Genomic DNA, 19590 nt, shown 5'->3' on the forward strand with positions numbered 1-19590 from the left:
GGCGAGCTGGCGCCCGCCCCTCACCTTTTTTTTGTTATGCCGACACTTTTTGCTCCAGCTTGCCCAGCTCGCGCAGGATCTGCTCCGGCGTGAAGTGCCACTTGCGCAACCAGACACCGCAGGCGTCGTGGATGGCGGTGGCGATGGCGGGCGCCGCGCCGTTGACCCCGATCTCCGAGATGGACTTGGCGCCGTAAGGGCCGACCTTGTCATCACTCGGTACCAGGAAGGCCCTAAAATCGCGCGGAATGTCGCCAATCTTGGGCGCGCCATAGCTCTTCAGATCCCGGGTCAGCGGAATGCCCTTGCCGTCGTAGCAGATCTCCTCGGTCAGGGAGTGGCCGATGGCCCGCATGGTCGCCCCGTAGATCTGGCCGAGCGCCAGCTCCGGGTTGATGGGGGTGCCGCAGTCGAGCAGGGCGTAGAACTTGTCGAGCCGGATCTCGCCGGTTCTGACGTTGACCGCCACCTCGGCGAAGTTGGCGCCGTACGGGAAGGCGAGCTCAGAGGTGATGTAGCTGGCAGTGCCCACCAGGATACCGAAGCCGGTACCGGTCTCGGCCTTGTGGGCCAACTTGGCGAGGCTCACCTCCCCCAGCTTGCCGCGCACCACGCCCGGGAACGCCAGTTCAACATCTGCTACCGGCTCGCCCAGCATGGCGGCGCCGTGGAACAGGATCTTCTCCTTGAGGTTCTCGGCCGCCTTCTTGGCCGCGTTGCCGGAGAAGCAGGTACCTGACGAGGCGTAGGCCCCCTTGTCAAACAGGGCGTGGTCGGTATCACCGGAGATGACGTGCACATCCCCAAGCGGGCAGTGCAGCACCTCGGCGGTCAGCTTGGCCACCACGGTATCGAGGCCGGTACCGATATCGGCGCCACCGGAGTGGACGATAAAGGTGCCGTCCGATTCCAGCTTGACCATGCAGTTGGCCTGATCGATATCCGGGATCCCCGATTTTTGCATGATGATGGCGACGCCACGACCGATGCGCCAATCCCCGTCGGCGGGTTTGGGGCTGTCCCAGGCGATCAACTCGCGACCCTGTTTGAGGATGGGTTCGAGGGCACAACTGGCTGCGTGGGGCACAGAAGTCGGCATCTTGCCCTCGCCGATTGCACCCAGCACCTTGAGGATGTCCCCTTCATGCACCCGGTTGTGCTCCACCATGTCGAGTTGATCGATGCCCAGTTTCTCGGCAAGTTCGGCAATGGCCATGGTCAGCGCGAAGTTGCCCTTGGGCGCGCCATAACCCTGATAGGCGCCAGTCGGGCAGATGTTGCTGTAGTAGGTGTTGACGGTAAAGCGCACGTTGTCGCACGGATAGAGCGGCAGGGAGAGCGCCGGGCCGTTGCTCGGCACCGTCAGAGAGTGGTTGCCGTAAGGACCGGTGTTGGCCCGAAAATCCATTTCGATGGCTGTGATGGTGCCATCTTTCTTGGCCCCCACTTTCACCTTCACCTTGGCCACATGGCGGGAGGTGTTGCTGATGAACTCCTCTTCACGGGTGTAGCGGAAGGTGACGGGACGGCCGGTGACCCTGGTCGCCCAGGCGCACACTTCTTCCAGCAGGATATCCTGCTTGGAGCCAAAGCCGCCCCCTACCCGCTCCTTAATCACATGCACCTGATGCTGCTTCATGCCGACGATGCGCGCCACCTGACGGCGCACGTGCCACGGCACCTGAGTGGAGGCGTGGATCACCAGACGATCGCCATCCATGTAGGTGAAGCAGATGTGCGGCTCAGTCGGGCACTGCTGGGCCTGGGTCGATTCGTAGGTGCGCTCGACAATCTCGTCCGCCTCGGCAAAGCCTTTGGCCACATCGCCGATCTGGCCATGGACGCTGGCAGCCAGGTTCTCGTGCGGACGGGAACCGATGGGGAAGTTTATGATCATGTGCTCGTCGCCGCGACGCACCGAGCAGGCGTTCTGCTGCTCCAGATCCGCCGGCGCCCCGGCCATATAGACGATGGGCTCGTCGTGAGCCAGCGGTGCATTGGGGGCCATCGCCTCATCGATGCTCATGACCGCCGGCAGCACTTGATACTCGACCTCGATGAGCTTGAGCGCGGCCAATGCGATGGCTTCGCTCTCGGCCACCACGGCGGCCACCCGGTCACCTACGTGACGCAGCTTGCGGCCAAACATGCGGCGATCCAGCGGTGACGGCTCGGGCGCGCTCTGGCCACCCGGGGTGTAGTAGATATCGGGGCAGTTGAGGTGGGTGATCACATGCACAACGCCCGGCATGGCTTCGGCGCGGCTCACGTCGAGTTTGGTGATCACCGCATGGGGATGGGGGCTGCGCAGCATCTTGATGACCAGCGCATCCTCGGTGACCCGATCCTCCACGTAGCAGGGCTTGGCCTGCACCATCTTGGCTGCGTCCACTTTCGGGCAACTCTTGCCGATATGGCGCAGATCGTCGCGAAACTCGGGGGCAATCTGGCACAGGTAATCGGGATCCTTCATCCGTGAACTGGCAAGCTCGATAGCCTGATAGAACTGCTGGTAGCCGCCGTCCCGGTGAAAGAGACCCGAGAGGGCGTCGTCGATTTGATCACGAGTGGGGTTGGGATGGCGATCAAGCAGGTCGGTGACGATGAGCGCCGCAGCCGGATCGTTGTAGCCGGACTGCACCACGCCCACGTCCACCATCGCCTGCTGTACCAGACTAAGCTGGTTCCAGCTGCCCAGCGACTCGGCGGTGCGCACCTCTGCTCCATCCAGTTGTGCGGCGATCAGCAGGGAGGCGTTGATCACCTTGCCGTTGAAGAGAATGGCGTCGGAGCCGGCAAAGCCAAAGCCGTCGTCGCTGTTGCGCACCGAGTGCATCCGGCACTGGTTGAACAGCACCCGCTGGGCATTCTCGCCAGCCAGGGTGATAACGGTGCGCAGGGCACCGTTCAGTGTGAAGTTGAGTTCCATCATGCCTGTACCTCCTGCTGCTGGCACTCGACCAGCAGATCCGCCACCACTACCCCGCTGATATAGCGCTTGTAGGTCACGCTGCCGCCGAGATCCTCGCGCGGTGCAACCAGCTCGCTCACGGCCGCTTCCAGCGCGGCATCGTGCAGATCGCGGCGCTCCACATCACGCAGGCGCATCGGCTGCGGCGTAACGCCAGCAACGGCGACCCGCATCTCGCCAAGGGCATCAAGGGCCACGGCGGCAGTCATCACCGCCAGACCATCGGCGTTACGGCTGATGCGACGAGTGGCGCAGCGCAGCGCGGGCTCCGGCAGCACCACCCCCAACACCAACTCCTTACGCTGGCCCGCCAGATAGGTATCGATGGGTTGCAACTGATTGTTCTCCAGCACTACCACGGCTTCGAGTACCAGCAGTACCGGCAGCAGCGGGGAGTCCTGCTGTTGGCAGGCAATCTCGCCGCCGAGGGTGGCCTGATTGCGCACATGGCGGGAGTAGACAAACCCCAGCGCCTCGCACAGGGCGGTCGGGGTACGAGGGTCGTCTTTGAGGGCTTGCAGGGTGACGGTGGCACCGATATGGAGCTGGCCGTGCTGCTGCTCAATCTGGCCAAGTCCGAGCTTGTCCAGCGAGATGGCGACCTTCTTGTCGGTGCGGGTCGGGGCGGCGTTGAGCTTGCTGCCGCCCCCCATGTAGACGGCGTCGTTGCCAAAGCGGGCCTTGAGTTCCAAAGCCTGACCCAGTTGCTCGGGTCGGAAGAATTGCTCAATCATGTGTCGTCCTTACTCTTGCAGCCCGCCGCCGGGCAAATCCACAGGGCGGGCAATCCAGTCCAAACGTGCGGAGGGTGGCCTCAGGCCAGCTGATCCATCCGTTGCCACAGGCGGCTCGCCACCTTGCTGGCCTGTTGATAAATGGGCTCGACGTCAAAGGCGAACTCGCGATCCTGATAGACCATACGCCCCTCTACCATCACGCTGTTGACCGAGGATGAGCCCATACCGAAGGCGAGATGGCCGCCGAGGTTGCGCGGCGCCAGCGGGGTCGGTGCGGCGTAGTCACAGATGGTGAGATCGGCCTTGTAACCCGGCTCCAGGCGGCCAAATTTGGCGCCGAAGTTGCGCTCCAGCAGGGTGTTGCCGTTCCAGAGGAAGCGGGCAAAGCTATCGGGCCAGAGCGCTCCGCCGGCATCCTTGTGTTTGAAGTAGGCGAACTTGAGCTCTTCGAGCATGTCGGAGCCGATACCATCGGTGCCCAGCGCAAGATTGCGATACTCCGGCAGGTGCATGTTGTAGCCCACGTGGTTGTTCATGTTGGAGCGGGCGTTATGCACCAGGAAGGCATCACGGCTGTTGAGCAGCTCGATGTCAGCCGGGCTCAGGTAGATGCCGTGGGCGATCAGGGTCTTGCTGTCGATCAGGCCAAACGCATCCAACCGGGCGATGGGCTCCTTGCCATAGTGGTGGTGACCATGGGCCATGTCGTAACGGTCTTCCGCCACATGGATATGCAGCCCGCGACCGGTGACCTGCACCGCTTCGCGCAGCATGGCGAGCCCCTCGTCGGGCACGGTGAAGGGTGCGTGGGCACCGATATGGGCTTCCACCAGATAGGGTTCGCTGCCCTTGGCCTTGGCGGCATCAATGGCCTGCGCGAACAGGATGTTCTCCTCCACCCCGGCCTGCAGCTCGGCGAGGCCGCCGTTGCGATCCGTAGTCTCGAAGCAGGTCATGCCACGCAGACCCGCCTCCATAAACCCTTTGCGCAGTACGTTCAGGGAGCCCTTGATGAAGTTGGGCGAAGCGTGGTGGTCGATCACCGCGCTGCAACCGCTCTTGATCGCTTCCAGCGAGCAGATGAGACCGCTGTAGTAGAGGGACTCTTCATCGAGCGCCCGATCGAGCCGCCACCAGAGGTTTTTCAGGGTGGAGATAAAGTCCGGGCAGGGGGCGATATTGGCCATGATCCCCCGCGACAGGCCGGAGTAGAAGTGGTTGTGGGCACAGACGATGCCCGGCATCACCAGCTTGCCCCCCATCTCCCGATAGTTGGCCTCCGGGTAGAGGGCCCGCAAATTGGGCCCCACCGCTTTGATAAGCGATCCTTCGATGGCGATATCCACCCCTTCCAGCACCCGGGTTGGCTCCAGCTGGACAGCGGTGACGTTCTTCAGAATAAACATGGTTTGCTCCTTCGCTTATTCGTGGTTCGCTCAGGCCTCGACGGCCCCCAGCAGGTAGTGGTGATGAGCATGGACATGGCTGATGATCCGGCACATGTCGCCAAGGGCTGCTGGCGCGTCCTTGATCCGGCTCTGGGCGTCTATGGTCAAGCGATAGGTTTCGCCATCCTGACGCACCCGCAGTTCACCACCGTCAGCCAGATAGAACCCGGGGTTGCGGCTGTTGTCGAAGTCCTCGGCCAGGCTGAAGATGGTGACCTTGTCCTGATAGGGCTTGCCCTGCCACGGGCAGAACTGGGCGCAGTTGCCACATTCGTTGCAGTAGGCATCCAGGTGCAGGGTCTGGAACTGATCCTTGAAGCCCGGCACCGCGATGGCGACGTTGGCCCGGTTGGGGCAGACATCCACGCACTTGCTGCAGAGGTAGTTGCACTCGAGGCAACGGTGCGCCTCCTGCGCCACAAAGGCATCGCGCTCATTCTTGTCAACCAGGGTGACGGCGATGCTCCCCTTGCGGCGGTAGATCTCATCCTTGCCCGACGGCAGGATGGTCACTTCACGCTGCTGGCTGGCGATATGCTCACGAGAGAGCACCAGATCCGTGGCGCGGCGGGCACCACCGATGGCACCGACGATGGAGGACGGGCCGCTCTGCACGTCACCGATGAGGAAGACGTTGCGACGGCTGGTTTCGCCGGTCTGGCCATCCACCTCGGGCCAGCCATCGCTGCCAAGAGGAATGCCCATCGCTTTCAATACTTCGCAATCAGGCTGCTCGCCAATGGCGGTGATCAGGGCATCCATCTGCATCACTTCGGTCTGCTCGGTGGGCACCGGACGGCGGCGGCCCTGCTCGTCAGGTTCCCCCAGCGCCATCATCCGCACGACAAGCTTGCCATCTTTCTCAAAACGCTCCGGATTAGTGAGGAAGCAGAAACGCACCCCATCCTCCACCGCTTCCAGATACTCCTCGCGATAGGCGGGCATCTCTTTTTCGCTGCGACGGTAGATCACGGTCACATCGCTGACACCGGGCACCTTGAGGGCGGCGCGGGCGCAGTCCATGGCGGTGTTGCCGGCACCGATCACCGCTACATGGCGGCCCAGCGGCAGCGGTTTGCCCTGATTGAAACTGCGCAGGAAATGGAAGGATTTGTAAATCCGCTCGTGACCCCCCTCAAGGCGCATGCCGCCATTCTTGTCGGCGCCGATGCCGACGAAGACATAGCTAAAGCCCTGGGCGTGCAGCTTGTCGACGGTGAGCGCCGGATCGCAGCCAAACTCGAACTTGACCCCGTGGGCTGCAACAAAGTCGATATCGTGCTGGATAAGCTCGGCCGGAATGCGGAACTCGGGGATGATGTGCTTGACCACGCCACCGGCATCCGCTTCGCGCTCGAACACGGTGACCGGGTGACCGGCACGGGCCAGGAAGTAACCGGCGGAGAGACCGGCCGGACCGGCGCCAATGACCGCCACCGGGTGCTTGTCACCACTGCCGGCCGGTTTGTGCCAGCGGGCCTTGTACCCTTCCCAGCCGCGCTCCAGCGCCACTTTTTTCAGTTCGCGGATATTGAGCGCGCTGTCGTAGTCGAGACGGGTGCAGTTGTACTGGCACTGGTGATCGCAGATATGGCTGGTGATGGCAGGCAAGGCGTTGCGCTGATAAATCAGCTCAAGGGCTGCCACATACTCTCCCTCGCCCATCAGACGAATGTACTCGGGGATATCCTGATGCACGGCGCAGGCAGTGACACAGGGCGCCACGTAGCAATCGGTCAGCGGCAGGCCGCCACCCACTTCGATGCGATCCTCGGACTTCCACTCCTTCTGGGTGTAATCCATGGTGAGGGCCTTGGCGGCCAGCGCTTCCAGCTTGGCCACATCTACCTGACTCATGCGCCAGCTGTCAGAGGCGTCGATCTCTTTGAGGCACTCAATCTGGCGCAGGTAGCCACCCGGCTTGAGCAGATCGGTGGCCATGGTGATGGGACGGATACCGGTCTCGAAGATCTCGGCGATGTTGAACTTGCTGGCACCGCCCGAGTAGGAGATGGGCAGCTTGCCATCGAAGGCGCGGGACAGCACGGCCGCCACGTTGATGGAGAGCGGGAACAGCGCCCGGCCGGACATATACATCTCATCCCCCGGCAGCGCCCCTTTGCGGTTGATGGTGCCGAGAGTGTTGGTGAGCTTGACCCCGAAGGTGAGCCCCTTCTCGGCGCCCAGCGCCATCAGACGGGTCAGCATCGCCTTGGCCTGATCCAGCTTGAGGTCGTGATCGAACGACTCTTCGCTCAGACCAATGTAATCAAAGCCACAGGTATCGAGGATCTCGCGCACCCGCGGGTAACCCAGCAGGGTCGGGTTGAGTTTGACGAAGGTGTTGAGCCCCTTCTCTTCCAGCATGTAACGGCAGATGGCCTCAATCTCGTTGGGCGGGCAGCCGTGCATGGTGGAGAGGGTAACGCCGTGCACCAGCTCAGCCGGGATGCGCTCCACCAGCTGTTGCAGGCGATCGCGCCGCGCCCCCAGTCCCAGCTCGGCGATAAACTGCTCGTCGGCAACCAGCTCGCGCAGCACCTGCTGGTACTCGGCAAATTTCGGACTTTGGCTTGCATCCATCAGGCTGTGGATAAACTGCTGCATCGGTGGCTGTTTGATGCCATCGAGGTTGTAACCCACGCTCATGTTGAAGATGAAGGACTTGGCCTCTCCGTCGAGACGCGGGTCGAACACCTCCTCCAGCAGGTAGAGGGCAAACCAGGCTTTCAGATACTCGTCAAACGCCTTGGGCAGCGTGAACTCGGTAGACCACTCGGTATTGAAGCACTCGTCTTCGGCATCGATGCAGGGCTTTTCCAGTTCGAGACGGTCCAGGATCTGCACCGTCTTGAGCTCGATAAAGCGCCCGCCAGTCAGCCAGGAGGTGACGATGTTCTGGGCCAACTGGGTATGGGGGCCGGCTGCCGGGCCAATGGGGGTCTCGCAGGTTTCACCGAACACCTTGATCTTGCGCTCGTCCTGCTTGCGATAAAATTGTGCGGCGGGAATACCGAAAATAGTCTGACTCTCTTTATATTCCGCAAAAATACGGGTCAGAAGGTTCTTGAAGGGAACGGGTCGCATAATATCGCCCATGGCTATCTCCTTGCAGCTGTTCTGCGCATTGGCAGCATGAATAAATGGGGTATCCCGCACGGGCATTACCCCTTGGTAAGGAGAGGAGCAACTATCAGGCCACTCCATCGGCAAAACTATTTTTTAGGGTAAAAGCGTGAGATGGCTCGAATTAATGAAGGCTGTTTGGCATGTCGCCATTATGATTGATGAGAGTGGTTATCACTCACTTGAAATTTTATTCAAGGCAATGCCAGAGAAAAAAGAGAAGTATCAAATCGGCAGCGATAAATATCACTTTGATAGGGTGAAAATCATCCAGCATTATCGCAAGCCAGCCCCGGCCAATATGGCCGGGGCTGGCTTAAAAGTCACAGCCATATAAAAGGCAGTCGTCGCTATTTCGGTTTATCCAAAGGCTGCGAGATGACTCGCGTTACCGCCCCCTCTGGCTGCCATTGTATGCAGAGGGTGGTGGTGCTCCAACGATACGACTCAGCCCTGCTCGGTCGTAAACTCGTCGGCAGAACGCAGCTCCAGCTCGCCGCGGATCAGCGCCTGATAGCGCTCGGGGGTATCGATATCAAAGAGGATGGCAGGACTCTCGACCGGTATGGTGCGATGGGGGCGTTGCAGCAGCCAGCGGCGCACCGAACCCTGTGCCGGCGCGGCAGCCAGCTCCCTTGCGAGGGATTTTGGCAGCAAGACCGGATGACCCGCCTCCCCCTCAAAGCTCGGGAACAGGGCGAGATCTCCGCGCGCCTGCCACAACTGTTGATAGACCTCGCGCGGGATACAGGGCAGATCTCCGTGGCTGATAAAGAGGTAGTCAGCATCACTGGCCGCCAGAGCGCAGCGGATGGAACTGCCCAACCCCTGCTCATAGTCCGGGTTGTGGACGATGAGGATGTCGGGGAGATTCCCATAACAGGCAGCGAGCTCGGCCCCGCGATGGCCCACGACCAAAATAATCCGGGAACAGAAGGCCAGGGCATTTTTGAGACTTGCATCAAGAATTGTCCCCGAGCCATAAGGTAGCATCATTTTCCATGCCCCCATGCGGGATGACAAACCTGCTGCGGTAATTATACAGTCACACTGTTCACGCCCCCGAGCCTGCACCTTTTCATTCACCTCGCTATTTACTTCGGTCATTGCCATGTCCTTGCCACAATCTGTTATTCACGCGTTTCCGGATATTGGTTCGCTTTTAAATCCACTGCTTGAAAATAGTGACAACCATACCACGCTAATTAGCCTTTGTGGTGCCGGCGGAAAAACCAGCACCCTGTTCTGGCTGGCGGAATATTTTTATAAGCAGGGTAAAAGGGTGCTAATTACCACCACCACCCGGATGTTTCTGCCAGCCCCGTCACACTATCGGGAATTGATTATCGAGACGGATCCCGTTCGTCAACTTACCCGCTGTCAGGCTCTGCCGGATGGCCCGACCCTGGTTGCCCTGTTCAGCCATCTCGACGAGCGCACCGGCAAGGTTGCAGGGCCGGATCTGCGCCAAATCGACCTGCTCAAAGGACAGCAGCGCTTCGATCTCATCCTGGTCGAAGCGGATGGCGCCCATCACAAGTTATTGAAAGTGCCCGCTTTGCATGAACCTTGCATTCCACACCAGAGTGACTGGGTGATCGCCCTGCTGGGCGGTGCCATGGTGGGAGCCAATGCCGAACCGGCGCAGATCCACCGCTGGACTGAATTGCAGGCCCTGTGCGGGATTGCGACCGGTGAGCCACTGGATTGGGCACTGTTTGACAGGCTGCTCTCCCACCCCGAGGGGGTGTTCAAGGGCACCCCGCCCGGGGCGCGCCGGATCTGGTTTATCAATGGCGATTATCAAAATGAGGCGTCGTGGCTGGCGGAATTGATAAAGCTGCAGAGCCGCCACCCCGAGATCCACGCCATCTGGCAGGGGGCCGTGCGCGAATCCCCCCCCATCCGTCACCTGATCTGCACAGCTCCGCACGGGGAGGCGCTTTAGCCTCGCCCCTGACGTTTTAAGGATGAAAAGAGGTACCTTATGAATCTGTTTGCACACGCAGCCCGACTGGAACAGGAGAACACTCCGTTTGCCATGGCCCAGATCATCGAGAGCCGGGGCTCCACCCCGCGCCATCAAGCCCAGATGCTGGTAATGGCCGATGGCCAGATCCTCGGTACCATCGGCGGCGGCATGATCGAGCGGCTGGTGATCGAGGAAGCGATGGCTGCCATTGCCGAACGCAAGCCGCGTATCTTCCACGGCCGGATGGCACGCAACGGTGAGCATGCGGTCGGGTCGGATTGCGGTGGTGCCATGTCGGTCTATATCGATGTCTATGGCCTGCGACCACGGCTGGTGCTCATTGGTGCAGGCCACGTCAACCGGGCTGTGGCCCATGCTGCGGCGCCGCTCGGCTTTGATGTCCATGTCGGGGATTGCTTCGAGGGGAGCCTCAACCCTGACCTCTTCCCGGCCGGTACCCATCTGGTGCAGGCCGATACCATCAGCGCGGTGATCGAGAAACTGGCCATCGAGCCCGCCAACTTCGTCATCATCGCCACCAACCATCAGGACAAGGAGGCGCTGGATCGGCTCATCAGCCGTCCCCTCGCCTATCTGGGGCTGCTCGCCAGCAAGCGCAAGGTGCAGACCTTCACCCAGGCGCTGCGCCAGCAAGGGGTGAGCCAGGAGCAACTGCAGCAGCTGCACGCCCCCATCGGCTACAACATCGGCGCCGAGACCCCCGAGGAGATCGCCATCAGCATTCTCGCCGAGTTGTTGCAGGTGAAAAACGGCAAGGCAGGCGGTCTGATGCAGGATGATGTGCGCCTCAAGCGGGATCAGCTGGTGGTGATGCGCGGCTCCGGCGATATCGCCACCGGGGTGGCGCTGCGCCTGCACAATGCCGGTTTCAAGGTGGTGATGCTGGATCTCGACAAGCCCACGGTGATCCGCCGCACTGTCGCCTTCGCTCAGGGGATGTTCGACGGTGAAACAAGTGTCGAGGGAGTGCGTGCCAAGCGGGTCGAGAGCGTCGAGCAGGCGTTCGAGCAGCTGGATCGGGGCGTCATTCCGCTGCTGGTTGACCCCGACTGTGCCACCCTTGCCGAGCTCAAGCCCCGCTATCTGGTGGATGCCATCCTCGCCAAGCAGAATCTCGGCACCCACAAGGAGATGGCCCCCATTACGGTGGCCCTTGGCCCGGGTTTTGAGGCGGGGCGCGACTGCGATGCGGTGATCGAGACCAACCGCGGCCATCATCTGGGCCGGGTCATCTATCAGGGCCCTGCCCAGCCCAATACCGGCATTCCCGGGGTGATCGAGGGACACTCCGCCCGCCGGGTGGTGCGCGCCCCTGTCGCCGGGGTGATGAAGAGCATTATCAGGCTAGGTGATCTGGTGCAGGAGGGGGATGTGATCGCCCATGTGGGGGATGCCCCCATTATCGCGCCGCTCTCCGGCATGGTGCGAGGTCTGCTCAGCGATGGTATAGAGGTGACCGTCGGCTTCAAGATCGGTGACATCGACCCCAGAGGCGAGCGGGCCGACGCCACCACGGTATCGGACAAGGCACGCGCCATCGGCGGCGCCGTGCTGGAAGCCATGATGCATCTGGCCCAGCGCAGATAAGGCAGCCACCAACACAAAGGGCCCGCCATGATGGCGGGCCCTTTTTATTTCGTTGCCGACAATCAACTCAGCCGTGCTTGATGCGGGTCTCCCCCGCCACCGACACCACAGAACGCTTGCCCTTGCGGCTGATGACGATAAGCGCCAGCACGATAAGGGCGATGCCGCTCCCCTCCACCAGCCCCGGATTTTCGCCCAGCAGCCACCAGGAGAGCAGCACGCCGCTTACAGGCACCGCCAGGGTACTGAGGCTGGCGATCCCGGCAGGCAGCTTTTTCAGCACGAACAACCAGAGGCTCCAGGCCAGCGCCGTGGCAAAGATGGCGCTGTAGGCGAGCGCGCCAAACACATAGGGCTGCCAGTCGATGGGTCGCTCCGGCACCAGCGCCGCCACCACGGCCATCACCATGGTGGCGTAGATCATCTGCCAAGTGGTAAGGGACATCAGATCCACCCCGGGGTGGCGGGCATACATCCGCTTGGCGATGATGGCGCTGATCCCCCAGCAGATACCGGAGGCAATCCCCAGCAGCGCACTCTTCATGGAATCCAAATGCAGCTGCCAGGGCTCGATCACCAGCAGCAGGCCGCAGGCGGCCACCCCGACCGCCAGATAGTGGAGCTTGCGCATCCGCTCGCCGAGAAAGAGCGCCGCGAAGATCACCACCCAGAACGGCATGGTGTAGCTCAGAATAGCCACCTTGCCCGCCCCGCCGCTGATGAGCGCCCACTGGGCCAACCCCACCATGCCGCAGGTCTGGAACAGGGCGATGGCGAGGGTATAGCGAAACGGGGTGGGCTTGAGATAACGGCGCCCGCGCAGGGCCAACACCAGCAGCAGAACCAGAGAGCCGCACAGGCAGCGCAGGGCGGTGAACTCGAAGGCCCCCGCGTAGAGCATCACCTGCTTCATCACGATCCAGCTGTAACTCCAGATGGCGGTGAGCAGGATCAATCCCCCCAGCGCCGCCATATTGATCTTTCCGCTCATTTGTTTGTCACTCACCTCTTATCACTCATTGCGCCGGGTCTGCTCTCGGCGTCTTGCCCGCGCTTGAAGGCGGCCATCTTACGCCGCTCATCCTCCGCTGACCATGACTGCCCCGAAATGAACAAGGGGGCCGATGGCCCCCGCAATCACACTCAACCCGAGCTGGAACACCTAGCGGCTGATAAGGGTTCCCGTCTTGCCGGCAATGCCGTCGGCGGCCTTCTCCAGCAAGGTGATCAGGGATTTACGCCCCGGCATGGAGGTCGCGAACGAGAGCGCCGCCTCCACCTTGGGAAGCATGGAACCCTTGGCAAACTGCCCCTGTGCAATAAAGCTGTTGGCATCTCCCACGCTCAGCTGATCGAGCCACTGCACCTCGGGCTTGCCGAAGTTGATGGCCACTTTCTCTACCGCGGTAAGGATGATCAGCATGTCGGCGTCGATAAGCTCCGCCAGCTTGGCACTGGCCCAATCCTTGTCGATCACTGCGCTGGCGCCGCGCAGGTGATTGCCCTCCCGCAGCACCGGAATGCCGCCGCCACCGACGGTGATCACCACCTGACCGGCAGCCAGCATGGCAGAGACGGTCTCTTTCTCGATGATATCGACGGGTTTGGGGGATGCCACTACCCGGCGATAGCCACGGCCGGCATCCTCTTTGAGCCGCTCGCCCTTGGCCATCAGCGCCTCGGCCTCCTCCTTGCTGAAGAAGCCGCCGATGGGCTTGCTCGGGTCAAGGAAGGCGGGATCGTTTTTATCCACCTCCACCTGGGTCACCAGAGTAGCAACCGGCTTGTGGATGCCGCGTTCAAGCAGTGCCTCGCGCAGAGCATTTTGCAGGTCATAACCGATGTAGCCCTGACTCAGGGCCACGCAGACCGACATGGGCAGATGGGGGGATTTTGGCTCGTGGCGTGCCGCCACTTCGAACGCCTGCTGGATCATCCCCACCTGCGGCCCGTTGCCGTGGGTGACCACCACCTCGTGCCCCTGGGCGATCAGGTCGGCGATAGTGTGCGCGGTGCTCTGCACCGCCTTCATCTGCTCGGGCAGGTTGTTGCCCAGCGCATTGCCACCAAGGGCCAGTACGATTCTCTGTTTCATCTTGTTATCTCCAGTGAGGGGACAAGCCGGCGCAATACCGGCCCACCTTTCGTTGTTCACATAACCTTGCTGCTCTGCGTGTTTCGAACTGATTGTCAGCCGGCCACTGTGGGGCAAGGCGAGTGCAGATCCGGCGCCAAGGCCGGATCAAAGGGCGCTCTGGCCAAAAACCGGCCGTGACCACGCCGCCCCAGGAACTCGCCGTCGCGGGCGACTATCTCGCCACGGCTCAGGGTCAGCCTGATCCGGCCGGGGCAATGCATCCCCTCGTAGGGGCTGTAGTCGCCGTTGTCGTGCAACTGTTGATGGGAAATCAGGGTGTCACCACGGGGATCCATGATCACCAGATCGGCGTCAGATCCCGGTTGCAAGTTGCCCTTGCACGGCCAGAGGCCAAACAGGCGCGCCGGGTTGGCGCTGGTGAGAGCTACGAAGCGGGACGGCGAGATGCGCCCCCCCAGCACCCCGTGGGCAAAGAGCAGCAGCATCCGGTTTTCGACCCCGGGCAAGCCGTTGGGGCAGCGGCTGAAATCGCCGCCCGAGAGGGTCATGCGCTGGGCGTGGGAGAAGTTGCAGTGATCGGTCGCCACCGTATCGATGTCGCCCGCAGCGATGCCGACCCACAGCTTGTCCTGCTCGCGGCGCGAGCGCAGCGGCGGACTCAACAGGTAATCGACCCCGTTCTCCTTGTAATAACACTGCTCATCGAGCAGCAGATATTGCGGGCAGGTCTCCACCCAGACTGGTTGGCCCTGACGGCGCGCCAGTTTCAGATACTCCAGCCCCAAGCCGTTGGAGAGATGGACGATATAGAGCGGCGCATTGCCAGCGAGCCCCGCCAGATTGATCATCCGGGCGATCGCCTCTGCCTCGCACTCCAGCGGTCGGCTTTGCGGGTGATACCAGGGCTCACAGTGGCCTGCGGCCAATAGGGCAGCCCGGCGCGCCGCGATGGCTGCATCGTTCTCGGGATGGACGGTGGCGAGCGCCCCCACCTCCTTGAGGCGGGCCAGCGCGCGCAACACATCGTGATCTCCGAGCTTGTACTGGTAGGTGAGATAGAGCTTGAAGCTGCTGATCCCCTCCTCCTGCACCATGGCGGCCATCTCGTGGAGGATGGCGTCATCCACATGCTGGACAACGCCGTGAAAGCCGTAATCGATCACCGCCTGATCGGCCGCATAGTCGTGATAGCGGGCCAGCTGGTGATGCAGATTGCACCCCGCCGGGCCAAATCCCATGTGATCGACGATGGTGGTGGTGCCACCACAGGCGGCGGCACGGGTACCGCTGAAAAAGTCATCGCAACTGCGGGCAATGCCCACATCGATGTTGAAGTGGGTATGGACGTCGATACCGCCCGGCATCACGTAGCAGCCGCTGGCATCGATCACGTCGGTCTCGTCATCGGGCTGGATAGCGGCGGCTCGCGCGCGGATCACCCCGTTATCGATCAGCAGATCCTGACGATATTCACCCTGTGCATCGACCAGCACACCGTTTTTGATCAGCCGTTTCATCCCCACCACCTCGAACATCACTTCAAACAGCAAAGCCCCGCCTCAATGGAGACGGGGCACTTGCGACAGCTGGGCGGCGATGGCAGTCACCACCCGGCAGCCCCCTTACTTGTCCAGCTCGGCCAGATAGAGCATGGGGATCACGGCGTACATGGCGGCGCACTTGACCAGATGCTCTTTCCAGGTCTTCTCGTTCGGGGCGTGGGCCTCCGGCTCTTTACCCGGGCCAAAACCGATCACCGGAATACCGTGGCGACCCATGATGGAGACCCCGTTGGTCGAGAAGGTCCACTTGTCCACCACCGGCTCCTTGTTGAACAGCTCGCGATAAGCCTTGGAGAGGGTTTTGACGGTGATGTGATCCTCTTCCACCTTCCAGGTCGGGAAGTAGCACTCGGTCGGGTAGACCAGACCGGTATAGGCCGGACGGTCGTACTGGTACATGGAGACCTCGGCACCGGCGGCTTGCACCGCAGGCAGGGCACGGATCTCGTCGAGCGCACCTTGCCAGGTCTCGCCCCAGGTGAGGCGGCGGTCGATGGAGACGGCGCAGCTATCGGCCACGGCGCAGCGGCTTGGCGAAGTGAAGAAGATCTCGGAGACGGTCAGGGTCCCCTTGCCGAGGAAGTCGTCATTGCCGAGGTTGTGGCTCAGCTCCTGCAGCTCGCCAAGGATGGGGCCCATCTTGAAGATGGCGTTGTCACCGCGCTCCGGTGCGGAGCCGTGGCAGCTGACCCCCTGCACATCGATGCGGATCTCCATGCGGCCACGCTGGCCACGGTAGATCTGGCAGTCGGTGGGTTCGGTACTGACTACAAACTCGGGGCGGATCTTGCTCTGCTCGATGATGTACTGCCAGCAGAGGCCATCGCAGTCCTCCTCCTGTACGGTACCGGTCACCAGTAGGGTGTACTGATCTTCCAGCCCCAAATCCTTGATGATCTTGCCCGCATAGACCATGGAGGCCATGCCGCCTTCTTGGTCAGATGCGCCGCGGCCACCGATGATCTCGTGATCTTCCATCCCCTCATAGGGGTCGAACTTCCAGTTGGCCATGTTGCCGACGCCCACGGTATCGATGTGGGCATCCATGGCGATCAGGTGCGGGCCGTGGCCGATATAGCCCAGCACGTTGCCCATAGGGTCGATCTCGACCTTGTCAAAGCCAACCTTCTCCATCTCCTGCTTGATGCGCAGCACGACGCGCTCTTCATCGCAGCTCTCGCTCGGGATGGCGATCATGTCGCGCAGGAACTGACTCATCTCGGCCTTGTACTGGTAGGCCTTCTCCAACACCATTTCAAACGGAATTTGCTTGCTCATTGTGATTCTCCATAACAACTGAGAGTGCGCGGCCTGTTCGTCGGCAGCGCCCTGTGCCCGTTACCGCGCCCCGTTGGCGAGGCGCGATCAATGCTTCAATTCGTCTCTCTGCTCTCGCAGGGATTATTCACAGCCGGGGTTAATCGCAGGCAGGATGTTTGCCTTCCCACACCACTTCCCGGTAGTGCTTAACATCGGTGTCCCCTTCGGTGTTGATGATGAGTACGACCGAGTTGCTATCCAGCCCCAGACGTTCCATCAGTGCCGCGCGATCCGGGTGGTGACGCACGGCCGCCAGCACGCCGGTACCGACCGAGCCGGACTCACCGGAGATGATGCGGGGGTCATTGCCAAGAGGGTTGCCGAGCACTCTCATCCCTAATGCCGACACCTTGTCGTGGCAGGAGATGAACTGGGTGGTGCAGCCCCTGAGCAGCGGCCAGCCAAGCGGGTTGGGTTCACCGCAGGCGAGACCGGCCATGATGGTGCGCATATCGCCCCCCACGTTGACCATCTCCCCCGCCACGCCGGAGCGATAGATGCAGTCGGCCTGATCCGGCTCGACCACGATGCTGTGCAGGTTTTTCGCCCCGAAGCAGTCCACCAGATAACCGAGCACTCCACCCGCCAGCGCCCCTACCCCTGCCTGCAGCAGCACGTGGCTCGGCTGCTTGATGCCCAGATCCCGCATCTGCTCGACCGCTTCGTCGGCCAGAGTGGAGTAACCCTGCATGATCCAGGTCGGGATCTTGGTGTAGCCCTCCCAGGCGGTGTCCTGCACTATGTGCCAACCGCGCTCTTCGGCCATCTTCATGGTCAGGCGCACGGTGTCGTCATAGTTCATGTCGGTGACGATGCACTCGGCACCGAGATTGAGAATGTGGTCAACCCGCTCCTGGGCAGAGCCCTTGGGCATGTAGACCACCGCATGCTGACCCACCTGCTTGGCGGCCCAGGCGACGCCACGACCGTGGTTGCCATCTGTGGTGGTGGCGAAGGTCATCGGCTCCTTGATGGTGCGTTTGATGAGATCGAAGGAGAAATCCTCGATGGCCACCCCGTATTTTTCACAGAGCAGGTTGGCGATGGCATAGACGCCACCGAGCATCTTGAAGGCATTGAGACCAAAGCGTTTTGACTCATCCTTGACCAGAATATTTTTTACCCCGATATAGGCGGCCAGATCTTTCAAATCACACAAGGGGGTTGGCTCATAACCGGCCAGTTTTTTATGAAAGGCACGGGCCTTTTGTGCTTCGGCGCGAGAAAACAGGGGAGATGGTTCACCGGTAAAAAAACGGTTATCGGCAATATCCATCTTCAGAGAAAATTGGGACATGCGTACCTCATCCAGATTATGGGGTCGGGAGCCATCTCACCGAGAAATCCGATATTCAGATACCACGGGGAGAAAACTCACGACAATTCCGCTGTTGTAGCAGGCAGGGGAATGATTACCCCTGCCCTTTCTTTTATTTATTTCAGCCAACGCGACTTATTTAACCCGCTTCTGGGCCTCTTTCAGCAGCGTTTCGAGGGTCTCTCCCGGGGCGGAGAATTTACGAGCCATGATCATGGCGGCGATAATATAGGGCTTCCAGCTCGCCTCTTTATAAGTGGCGATACGATATTTCTCGAATACCCCTTCGGTTACTTCCCCTTCCTTGCAGGAGACACCGGAAATATCGGCCGGCAGGCAGTGCATATAGAGCGCTTCGCCACCCTTGGTGAGCTTCATCATATCTTCGGTGCAGTGCCAATCCTTGTGCTTGGCGTTCTGCTCAAGGCAGTGTTTCTCCAGCTCTTTGAGGCCGGCATGGTCATTGGCACGCAGCAGTTCGGTGCGCTGCTCCATCACCTTGTAGGGGGCCCAGGACTTGGGATAAACGATATCGGCATCCTTGAACGCCTCTTCCATGGAGGTGACCTGACGGAAGCTGCCGCCGGATGCCTTGGCATTCTCCTTGGCCACTTCGATCACGTCCGGGATCAGGTCATACCCTTCCGGGTGGGCCAGGGTCACATCCATGCCAAAGCGGGTCATCAGACCGATGATGCCCTGCGGCACGGAGAGCGGCTTGCCGTAGCTCGGGGAGTAGGCCCAGGTCATCGCAATCTTCTTGCCCTTGAGGTTTTCCAGGCTGCCGAAGTGCTCCTGCAACCAGGCCAGATCAGCCATGGACTGGGTCGGGTGATCAATGTCGCACTGCAGGTTGACCAGCGCCGGACGCTGGGGCAGCACCCCCTTCTCGAACCCTTCATCCAGTGCGGCACCCACTTCGCGCATGTAGGCGTTACCAGCGCCCAGATACATGTCATCGCGGATACCGATGGCATCGGCGCAGAAGGAGATCATGTTGGCGGTTTCACGGACGGTTTCACCGTGGGCAATCTGGGATTTGCCTTCATCCAGGTCCTGCTGGGCCAGACCGAGCAGGTTCAGTGCAGAGGCATAAGAGAAGCGGGTTCGGGTGGAGTTATCGCGGAAAACCGAGATACCGAGCCCGCTGTTAAACAGTTTGGTAGCAATATTTTCGGCACGCAGTGTCTTGAGGGATTCGGCCAGTTTCAATACCAGTTCAAGCTCCTGAGGTGTTTGCTCCCAGGTCAGCAGAAAATCTTTTTCATGCAGGTTGGATTTGAGTGCTTTGATCTCTTTGATTAACTCGTTCACTGCTTTCATCGTTCGCCCCAATTCGTTGGATGATATATGAATAGCTCCCCAGTCACTCACGATGTCACCAGCATCCCGGTTATGGGTGAGCTCATCGGTTAGCGTCGATATAGGGC

General features: G+C 61.0%; 14 protein-coding genes. 3 read left to right on the forward strand and 11 right to left on the reverse strand.

Annotated features, from left to right (window positions below; translation table 11 throughout):
- Window positions 1–34: 34 nt before the first annotated feature.
- From WE862_RS15005 to ygfK, 4 genes are all read right to left on the reverse strand, one after another.
- A complete protein-coding gene (locus WE862_RS15005) occupies window positions 35–2932 on the reverse strand; it encodes a molybdopterin-dependent oxidoreductase Mo/Fe-S-binding subunit (RefSeq protein WP_339058642.1) in 2898 nt (965 codons plus the stop codon).
- The gene (gene ygfM / locus WE862_RS15010; protein ID WP_042030912.1) at window positions 2929–3705 is read right to left on the reverse strand and encodes a molybdopterin-dependent oxidoreductase FAD-binding subunit; all 777 of its coding nucleotides are present in this window, start codon (window positions 3703–3705) and stop codon (window positions 2929–2931) included. Before ygfM ends, WE862_RS15005 begins: the two co-directional genes overlap by 4 nt.
- Before the next feature lie 80 nt (window positions 3706–3785).
- The gene (gene ssnA / locus WE862_RS15015; protein WP_042030911.1) at window positions 3786–5114 is read right to left on the reverse strand and encodes a putative aminohydrolase SsnA; all 1329 of its coding nucleotides are present in this window, start codon (window positions 5112–5114) and stop codon (window positions 3786–3788) included.
- 30 nt (window positions 5115–5144) lie between these two features.
- Window positions 5145–8255: a putative selenate reductase subunit YgfK gene (ygfK, locus tag WE862_RS15020; RefSeq protein WP_042030910.1), complete on the reverse strand. Its 3111-nt coding sequence runs from the start codon at window positions 8253–8255 to the stop codon at window positions 5145–5147.
- A gap of 136 nt (window positions 8256–8391) precedes the next feature.
- Here ygfK and WE862_RS15025 point away from each other — a divergent pair, with 136 nt between their 5' ends.
- On the forward strand, window positions 8392–8619 hold the full coding sequence (locus WE862_RS15025; RefSeq protein ID WP_156128701.1) for a hypothetical protein: 228 nt from the start codon (window positions 8392–8394) through the stop codon (window positions 8617–8619).
- Between the two features lie 110 nt (window positions 8620–8729).
- Here the strand turns inward: WE862_RS15025 and mocA are convergent, their stop codons facing one another.
- Complete coding sequence (gene mocA / locus WE862_RS15030; protein WP_339058643.1) at window positions 8730–9395, reverse strand: molybdenum cofactor cytidylyltransferase; 666 nt, start codon at window positions 9393–9395, stop codon at window positions 8730–8732.
- Here mocA and yqeC point away from each other — a divergent pair.
- Both yqeC and yqeB read left to right on the forward strand, forming a co-directional pair.
- The gene (gene yqeC, locus WE862_RS15035) at window positions 9394–10230 is read left to right on the forward strand and encodes a selenium cofactor biosynthesis protein YqeC (protein WP_042030907.1); all 837 of its coding nucleotides are present in this window, start codon (window positions 9394–9396) and stop codon (window positions 10228–10230) included. The genes mocA and yqeC overlap by 2 nt on opposite strands.
- Window positions 10231–10269: 39 nt before the next feature.
- Window positions 10270–11862 (forward strand): selenium-dependent molybdenum cofactor biosynthesis protein YqeB, encoded by a 1593-nt coding sequence (gene yqeB, locus WE862_RS15040; RefSeq protein WP_042030906.1) that lies wholly within the window; start codon window positions 10270–10272, stop codon window positions 11860–11862.
- Between the two features lie 67 nt (window positions 11863–11929).
- On the opposite strand, the gene WE862_RS15045 is transcribed toward yqeB, so the two are convergent.
- The 6 genes from WE862_RS15045 to ygeW all read right to left on the reverse strand — a co-directional run bounded on the left by WE862_RS15045 (window position 11930) and on the right by ygeW (window position 19483).
- A complete protein-coding gene (locus WE862_RS15045) occupies window positions 11930–12853 on the reverse strand; it encodes a DMT family transporter (protein WP_042030905.1) in 924 nt (307 codons plus the stop codon).
- Window positions 12854–13024: 171 nt separating this feature from the next.
- A complete protein-coding gene (gene arcC / locus WE862_RS15050; protein WP_042030904.1) occupies window positions 13025–13957 on the reverse strand; it encodes a carbamate kinase in 933 nt (310 codons plus the stop codon).
- Between the two features lie 95 nt (window positions 13958–14052).
- Entirely contained in the window at window positions 14053–15477 is a 1425-nt protein-coding gene (gene hydA / locus WE862_RS15055) for a dihydropyrimidinase (protein ID WP_042031056.1), read from the reverse strand.
- 105 nt (window positions 15478–15582) lie between these two features.
- Window positions 15583–16800, reverse strand: a complete 1218-nt coding sequence (locus WE862_RS15060; RefSeq protein WP_040070003.1) for a YgeY family selenium metabolism-linked hydrolase — start codon at window positions 16798–16800, stop codon at window positions 15583–15585.
- 139 nt (window positions 16801–16939) lie between these two features.
- The gene (gene dpaL, locus WE862_RS15065; protein WP_042030902.1) at window positions 16940–18139 is read right to left on the reverse strand and encodes a diaminopropionate ammonia-lyase; all 1200 of its coding nucleotides are present in this window, start codon (window positions 18137–18139) and stop codon (window positions 16940–16942) included.
- A gap of 156 nt (window positions 18140–18295) precedes the next feature.
- On the reverse strand, window positions 18296–19483 hold the full coding sequence (ygeW, locus tag WE862_RS15070) for a knotted carbamoyltransferase YgeW (protein ID WP_042030901.1): 1188 nt from the start codon (window positions 19481–19483) through the stop codon (window positions 18296–18298).
- Window positions 19484–19590: the final 107 nt, after the last annotated feature.

It is taken from the genome of Aeromonas jandaei (assembly GCF_037890695.1).
GTDB classification, from domain to species: domain Bacteria; phylum Pseudomonadota; class Gammaproteobacteria; order Enterobacterales; family Aeromonadaceae; genus Aeromonas; species Aeromonas jandaei.